The sequence below is a fragment of the Stenotrophomonas sp. 05L414_2 genome (genome assembly GCF_056397905.1).
Genome location: NZ_JBFTOJ010000246.1, coordinates 1 through 7,015, shown reverse-complemented (window position 1 = coordinate 7,015; position 7,015 = coordinate 1). Strand labels below are relative to the sequence as shown.

The following is a 7,015-nucleotide window of genomic DNA, read 5'->3' as shown; positions in this document are numbered from 1 at the left end:
CGGTTGCGGGGGACGCCGTAAACCCCCAGACCGGCCCAGCCGCTGGCGGCTGTGCGTTCGGGCGCTTGCGAAGCAGTGCTTCGCAAGCAAAGCGCCCTCACCCTTGGGGGCTTGTCCGCGGAATCCATGCCGCGGACACCCCCGCAACCGGACCCACCCCGCCTTCGACAGGTTCCGGCTGCTGTTGGTGCGTGTCGACTTCCTGCTGCTGTTGGTAGGTGTCGACCTTGGTCGACACTGTAGATCCACGCCATGCGTGGATAACGGAAACCGGATGCTTCATGAAATGAAAAAGCCCGCCGGAATCCGGCGGGCTTTTTGTTTCCAGCGTCAGATCCTTTTCCCACAGGTAAAGGGCTCTGACCGCAAGGCTCCTGGCATCAGGTCCAGCCGAGCAGCTCGAACAGCTTCAGGATCAGGTAGGCGCAGCCGCCTGCCGCCGGGATGGTCAGGATCCAGGCCCAGACGATGCGTTCGATCACGCCCAGGCGCAGCGAACGCGGGTTCTTGGCGAAGCCTACGCCCATGATCGCGGTGGAGATGCTGTGGGTGGTCGATACCGGCATGCCGAAGTGCGCCGCCAGGGTCAGCACGGTGGCCGAGCTGGTTTCCGCGGCGAAGCCGTGGATCGGGTGCAGCTTGACCATCTTGTGGCCCAGGGTCTTGATGATCTTCCAGCCGCCCGAGGCGGTACCGGCGGCCATCACCACCGCACAGGTCAGCACGATCCACATGGCGATGCCGTCGCCAGCGTGCGCGTCCGGATGCATGAAGGCCAGCCACGACGGCAGGTCGTTCAACGCGCCGGTCGCCTCGGCACCGATCAGGGTCATCGCGATGATGCCCATGGTCTTCTGCGCATCGTTGTGGCCGTGGGCAAAGCCCATGTAGGCCGCCGAAGCGATCTGCGCCTTGCCGAAGAACGCATTGACGATGCGCGGACGTGCCAGCCGGCCGATCGCGCCGCCGATCTTGGCCAGGCCTGCGATCAGCGCCCACAACAGCACCATCACTGCGATGCCGAGCAGGAAGCCGGCGATCGGCGAGGTGATCATCGGCACGAACACCTTCCACAGCAGGCCCTTGTTCTGCGCCCAGCTGCCAAGCCGTTCGGACCAGATCAGCGCGTCCCAGTTGTTGTGGGCCGCAGCCAGGCCGGCGCCGCACAGGCCACCGATCAACGCGTGCGAGGACGAGGACGGCAGGCCCTTCCACCAGGTGATCAGGTTCCAGATGATGCCGCCSAGCAGCGCGCACAGGATCACCTGCGGGGTCACGTCGACCACGTTGGTGTTGAGCAGGCCCGACGCGATGGTCAGTGCGACCGCGGTGCCGGTCAGGGCACCGATGAGGTTCATGAAGGCGGCAAGCATCACCGCCCAACCGGGCGACAGTACTTTGGTTGCCACCACGGTAGCGATGGAGTTGGCGGTATCGTGGAAGCCGTTGATGAACTCGAAGACGAGCGCGGCCAGGATCACCACCAGGACTAGGGTGAGCATCGGTACCGGCCCGTCAGCTGTTCTTCAACACGATCTGGTACGCCACCACACCGGCCTCGCGGCAGCGGTCGATGGCCTTTTCCAGGATCTCGAAGAATTCCTTGAGCAGGAACATCTGCAGGTTGTCCAGGCGACCGGAGTAGATGTCGCGGTACAGCTCGAGCATCAGACGGTCGGCCTCGTTTTCCAGCGAGCGCAGGCGCTCGTTGAGCGCGGTCATCCGGTCCAGGTTCATGTGGCGCAGGTCGGCGACCATCTCCACCACCACGCCAGCGGCCTGCTCCAGCATCGCCGCGCGCGGCGCGAAGTCGATGTGTTCCAGGTGGGTGGTGGCCAGCGAATAGCGATCGGCGAACTTCTCGATCTGCTTGGGAATCTTGTAGAGGGCCGAGCCCAGCGCTTCGATGTCTTCGCGCTCGATCGGGGTCATGAAGCTGTCCACCAGCGCCTGGCTGATCTTGTCCGAGGCCGCGCGTTCGCGCAGACGGGCCAGCTTGAAGGCATCCAGGGCGGGCTGGCGATCGGCGTCGCGCAGCATCGAATGCAGTGCCTTGGCGGCATCGGAAGCCGCGACGGCAGCCTCATCGAGCAGGGTGTAGAACTGTTTGCCGGAACCGAAAATGGTCTGCAGAGAGAACATTGAGAAACCTGTCAGCCGTCGCGGGAAGGACGGCACCAGTGCGAATTATGACGGCTAGATGACCATCACGGGTATCCCTGCCCCTTTCCGGGGGTCGGGACGCCCAAAACTGAACAGGCATTTGCCACCCAGCCACGGCCCTTTGCTAAGATGCCAGCGCGCCTTCGGGCGCACCTTATGGACGACGACCCTTATCCCCCAGCGCCGCGCCGGACCCCGTTCCTGAGCGCCTGCCGCCATCGCAAGCACCCGCCCTCCCTGCCACCAACCGGGGACGATGCCCGTGTTTGAAATGATCCTGATTGTTTTCGCGCTTGTTCTGCTGAACGGCTTCTTTGCCATGTCCGAGATGTCGGTCATGACCTCGCGCAAGAGCCGGCTGAAGCAGCTGGCCGGCACCTCCAAGCGCGCGGCCAAGGCCCTGGAGCTGTCGGAGAAGCCGGAAGCCTTCCTGTCCACCGTCCAGATCGGCATCACCGTGATCGGCGTGCTGACCGGCTTCCTCGGCGGCGAGGCACTGGGTGAAGCCATCGGCGGCTGGATCCAGGGGCTGATGCCGGGCTTCGCCTACGCCGGCGGCATCGGCAAGGCCCTTGCGGTCACCTTCATCACCTTCATCACGCTGATCTTCGGCGAACTGGTGCCCAAGCGCCTGGCCCTGACCCGCTCGGAGGACATCGCCGGCCTGGTGGCGCTGCCGATGAGCTGGCTGGCCAAGCTGGCCTTCCCCTTCGTCTGGCTGCTGTCCAAGACCACCCAGCTGGTGCTGCGCCTGTTCGGCCTGGGCAAGGACGAGGTCGCGTCGGTGACCGAAGAGGAGATCCGCATGCTGGTGGCCGAGAGCCACGAGGCCGGCGTGATCGACAGCCACGAGCGCGACATGATGAACCGCGTGATGCGCCTGGGCGACCGTACCGCCGACAGCCTGATGACCCCGCGCAACCGGATCGCCTGGCTGGATACGCTGGGTGGCCTGGACAAGAACCTGGAGATCATGGCCGAGCACGAGTTCTCGCGGTACCCGGTGTACCGCGACAACGACATGGACGTGGTCGGCGTGCTTGAGCTGAAATCGCTGGCCACGCGGATGGCACGCGGCGACAACGCGCTGTTCCAGACGTTGCGCGAACCGCTGTACGTCTCCGAATCCACCCATGCGATGAAGCTGCTGGAGATCTTCCGCGAAGAACAGCAGTCGATGGCGCTGGTGGTGGACGAGTACGGCGAGATCCAGGGCCTGGTAACCATCAGCGATTTGATGGGCGCGGTGGTCGGCCGCCTGCAGGCAACGGAAAATGCCGACGAGGACGCGCTGGTGGTGACCCGTGAGGACGGCTCGCTGCTGGTGGACGGCTCGCTGCCGATCGAGGACCTGCGCGAGCTGATCGGCAGCAACGACCTGCCCGACGCCGAGGATGGCGATTACTACACCCTGGCCGGCATGTGCATCCACTTCTTCGGCCGCATCCCGCACGCGGGCGAGTACTTCGACTGGGCCGGCTGGCGCTTCGAGGTGGTCGATCTGGACGGTGCGCGCGTGGACAAACTGCTGCTTCGCACCCTGTCCGACGAGCAGGCCGATGAGCTCACCGCCTGACGCCGGCCCCGGCGCTGCATCGCCGGAGTACCGCAACGAGGGCATCCGGACCCTGCTGGCGATGTTCGCCTTCGGTGACCCGGCCCAGCACATGAAGCTGGGGCAGATCCTGCAGGATCTGCAGCAGAGTGCCTTTGGTGTATTCCTGTTCGTCGCCATCCTGCCGGCCTTCATCCCCATCCCGGGGCTGGGCGGCGCAGTCAGCGGTCCGTTGGTGATCCTGATCGGCCTGCAGATGCTGTTCTGCATGCGCCGGCCCTGGCTGCCCGGCTTCATTGCCCGTCGCGGGCCGAAGCGCGGCACCATGCACCGGTTCCTGGATCGCATCGATGGTGCCCTGCGCCGCCTCGACCGCATGCTCAAGCCGCGCATGCCGCAACTGCTGACCCCGGCTCCCGCCCACGCCTTCAGCGGCCTGCTGCTGGTGCTGCTGGGCCTGCTGCTGTCGCTGCCGATTCCGTTCACCAACTATCTGTTCGGCTTCCAGTTGCTGCTGTTCGCGCTGGCCCTGCTTGAACGCGACGGCGCGCTGATGTTGTTCAACTGGGTGGCTGCGCTGGTGGCGATCGCTTTCTTCGGCTTCGCCATGCCCGGCGGGTTGCTGCAATCAACGCAGATCGATGAATCCGTTGTCGCCCAACCGTGCCGGCTCATCCTGCACCGCCGACAACACGAAACTCAACGCCGAGCCGAGCAGGGTGCCCGGTCCGTCCCAGTACTCGGCGGTCTCTGCACGCACGTGGATCAAGCGCAGGCTCGGGTCATCCGGGCCGCCCGGGAAGAACAGCTTCATCGCCGGCGACCACAGCTCTTCGACCTTCGCGCGGTCATCGATGATCCGTGCCACGCCGGCTACCGACACATAGGTATTCTTCGATGGCGAGGCATAGGCCACGTTGACCCGCGGGTCGAGCGCGATCTCGGCCACCTTCGGGCTGTCGGCCGCAGTGGCGAACCACAGGTCGCCATCGAAGGCGACCTGCTGGGTGCCGAGCGGACGGCTGTAGAGGCGTCCATCGACACCACGGGTGGTGAACATCGCCACCTCCACGTCCTTGATCAGTTCAGCCAGCTGGGCAATGTGCTCGGTACGCGATTCGTCCATGGGGGACTCCGGAAGTGGGAGTCCCCATCAGACGCGTCCGCACCGCAAATTGCCGTGACGCAATTGTTCAGCCCGCGTGGCGGGCATGCCAGGCGTGCATTGCCAGCTCGAACGAGCGAAGACGCGCGCGGTGGTCGTACAGGTTGGCGGTAAGCATCAGTTCGTCGGGCTGATGGCGTTCGACGAACGCCGCAATGCCATCGGCGACCTGCTGCGGATCACCCAGCACGGTGCACGCCAGCGCCCGCTCCACGCCGAGCTTCTCGTGGGGTTCCCAGAACGCTTCGATGTCATCGATCGGCGCCGGAATCTTGCCCGGACGGCCGCGACGCAGGTTGACGAAGCTCTGCTGCTGGCTGGTGAACAACCGCCGCGATTCGGCCTCGCTGTCACTGGCCACCACGTTCAACGCCAGCATCGCGTGCGGCTGCTTGAGCATGGCCGACGGGCGGAATTCGCGGCGATACACCGCAAGCGCTTCATCCATGGAATCGGGGGCGAAGTGCGAGGCGAAGGCGTACGGCAGGCCCATCGAGGCGGCCATGCGTGCGCCGAACAGGCTGGAACCGAGGATCCAGGTCGGCACCCGCAGGCCGCCGCCGGGTACGRCCTGCACCGCCTGGCCGGGTTGCACCGGTTCGAAGTAGTGCAGCAGCTCGCGTACGTCCTGCGGGAACTGGTCGGCACTGTCGAAATAGCGGCGCAGGGCGCGCGCGGTCGGCTGGTCGGTACCCGGTGCGCGGCCCAGGCCGAGGTCGATGCGATCCGGGTACAGCGAGGCCAGGGTGCCGAACTGCTCGGCCACCTGCAGCGGTGCATGGTTGGGCAGCATGATGCCGCCGGCGCCGACGCGGATGCGTTGGGTGCCACCGGCCACATGACCGATCAGCACCGCCGTGGCGGCACTGGCGATGCCAGGCATGTTGTGGTGTTCGGCCAGCCAGTAGCGGCGGTAGCCCAGCGCATCGGCATGCTGGGCGAGCTCAAGCATGTTGGCAAAGGCGGCAGTGGTATCGCTGCCCTCGCAGACCGGGGCCAGGTCGAGAATCGACAACGGGATCATCAGGCGGTTTTCCGTCACAAGATCCCCGTTTGATGGGGTCGCCCTGCCCCCACGGCCAGTGCCGGTGGCGGGACGCTGATTCCTGCCTGGCCGGTTCAGGCCCGCAGGCCAATGTGGAAGCGTCAGAACGCGCTGGGGCGTGGCTCGGGCAACGGCTCGTCCACCAACGGCTTCAGTTCGGCATCCAGCGCCACCCGTTCGTCGAACACAAAACAACGACCTTCGTAGCCCTCACCGCCGACTTCCTCGAAGTAGCCGAGGATGCCGCCATCGAGCTGCAGCACGTTGTCCATGCCGTCGTTGAGCATCCACAGCGCCGCCTTCTCGCAGCGGATGCCACCGGTGCAGAAACTGACCACGGTGCTGTCCTTCAGCGCTTCACGATGGGGCGCCAGCGCCTCGGGCAGATCGGTGAACTTGTGGATGGGCAGTACCAGCGCGTCCTTGAAGGTGCCGTACTCGATCTCCTGCAGGTTGCGCGTATCGAGCATCACCACGCGCTTGCCAGCATCATCATGCCCCTGCCGCAGCCAACGCTGCACGGTGGCAGGATCGATGGCCGGCGCGCGCGGGTAGTCCAGCGGCTGGCCATCGTCACGACGGAAGCTGATGATCTCGTCCTTGACCTTGGCCTTCAGCCGCGCGAACGGCTGGTGCTCGCTGAAGCTGGTCTTGACCCGCATATCGGCGAAGCGCGCATCAGCACGCAGTTCCGCGTAGAAGCCATCGATCGCGGACGGCGCACCCGCCAGGAACAGGTTCAGCCCCTCGCCCGCCACCAGGATCGTCCCCTGCAGGCCGGACGCCTCGGCACGCGCCTGCAGCTGGTCGCACAGGGCCTGGGGGGCGTCGATGACGGCGAAATGATAGGCAGCGGTATTGGCGATCATCCCGCCATTTTAGCGCCTGACCGCCCCCGCATCAGCCTCCACCGTTCATCCACGCATGGCGTGGATCTACCACAGTGTCGACCAAGGTCGACATCTACCGACAGCACCCGGAACGCGTCCGGGGCGGGGCGGTATAGGCAGGCGGGACCGTTGGCGCCATGGATGGCGCCATCGAGCCCCCAAGGATGGGTCTACGGCGTGTCCCGCCTGCCTATACC

Annotated in this window: 6 protein-coding genes and 1 pseudogene; 2 read left to right on the top strand and 5 right to left on the bottom strand. The window is 65.6% G+C overall.

Annotated elements, in window-relative coordinates; all coding sequences use genetic code 11:
• Window positions 1-380 precede the first annotated feature (380 nt).
• The gene (locus AC1DJN_RS20905) at window positions 381-1,502 is read right to left on the bottom strand and encodes an inorganic phosphate transporter (protein ID WP_025878891.1); all 1,122 of its coding nucleotides are present in this window, start codon (window positions 1,500-1,502) and stop codon (window positions 381-383) included.
• A 13-nt stretch (window positions 1,503-1,515) separates the two neighbouring features.
• Complete coding sequence (locus AC1DJN_RS20900) at window positions 1,516-2,142, bottom strand: DUF47 domain-containing protein (protein ID WP_025878890.1); 627 nt, start codon at window positions 2,140-2,142, stop codon at window positions 1,516-1,518.
• 292 nt (window positions 2,143-2,434) lie between these two features.
• Between AC1DJN_RS20900 and AC1DJN_RS20895 the strand changes: the two genes are divergently transcribed.
• Both AC1DJN_RS20895 and AC1DJN_RS20890 read left to right on the top strand, forming a co-directional pair.
• Window positions 2,435-3,739 carry a hemolysin family protein gene (locus AC1DJN_RS20895; protein WP_032952108.1) on the top strand — a complete coding sequence of 435 codons (1,305 nt, stop codon included), beginning with the start codon at window positions 2,435-2,437 and terminating at the stop codon, window positions 3,737-3,739.
• A pseudogene (locus tag AC1DJN_RS20890) lies at window positions 3,723-4,325 on the top strand (exopolysaccharide biosynthesis protein); the annotation flags it as partial. The gene AC1DJN_RS20895 and the pseudogene AC1DJN_RS20890, both read left to right, overlap by 17 nt.
• A 21-nt stretch (window positions 4,326-4,346) precedes the next feature.
• Here the strand turns inward: AC1DJN_RS20890 and AC1DJN_RS20885 are convergent.
• The 3 genes from AC1DJN_RS20885 to AC1DJN_RS20875 form a co-directional block, all read right to left on the bottom strand.
• Window positions 4,347-4,844 (bottom strand): pyridoxamine 5'-phosphate oxidase family protein, encoded by a 498-nt coding sequence (locus AC1DJN_RS20885; protein WP_025878887.1) that lies wholly within the window; start codon window positions 4,842-4,844, stop codon window positions 4,347-4,349.
• Window positions 4,845-4,911: 67 nt separating this feature from the next.
• Entirely contained in the window at window positions 4,912-5,907 is a 996-nt protein-coding gene (locus AC1DJN_RS20880; RefSeq protein ID WP_478040066.1) for an LLM class flavin-dependent oxidoreductase, read from the bottom strand.
• A 122-nt stretch (window positions 5,908-6,029) separates the two neighbouring features.
• A complete protein-coding gene (locus tag AC1DJN_RS20875; RefSeq protein ID WP_032976500.1) occupies window positions 6,030-6,797 on the bottom strand; it encodes a sulfurtransferase in 768 nt (255 codons plus the stop codon).
• Window positions 6,798-7,015: the final 218 nt, after the last annotated feature.

Coding starts and splice junctions, on each gene's coding strand:
- AC1DJN_RS20900 (WP_025878890.1), bottom strand. CDS start 2,142: ATGTTCTCTCTGCAGACCATTTTCGGTTCCGGCAAACAGTTCTACACC.
- AC1DJN_RS20895 (WP_032952108.1), top strand. CDS start 2,435: ATGATCCTGATTGTTTTCGCGCTTGTTCTGCTGAACGGCTTCTTTGCC.
- AC1DJN_RS20885 (WP_025878887.1), bottom strand. CDS start 4,844: ATGGACGAATCGCGTACCGAGCACATTGCCCAGCTGGCTGAACTGATC.
- AC1DJN_RS20875 (WP_032976500.1), bottom strand. CDS start 6,797: ATGATCGCCAATACCGCTGCCTATCATTTCGCCGTCATCGACGCCCCC.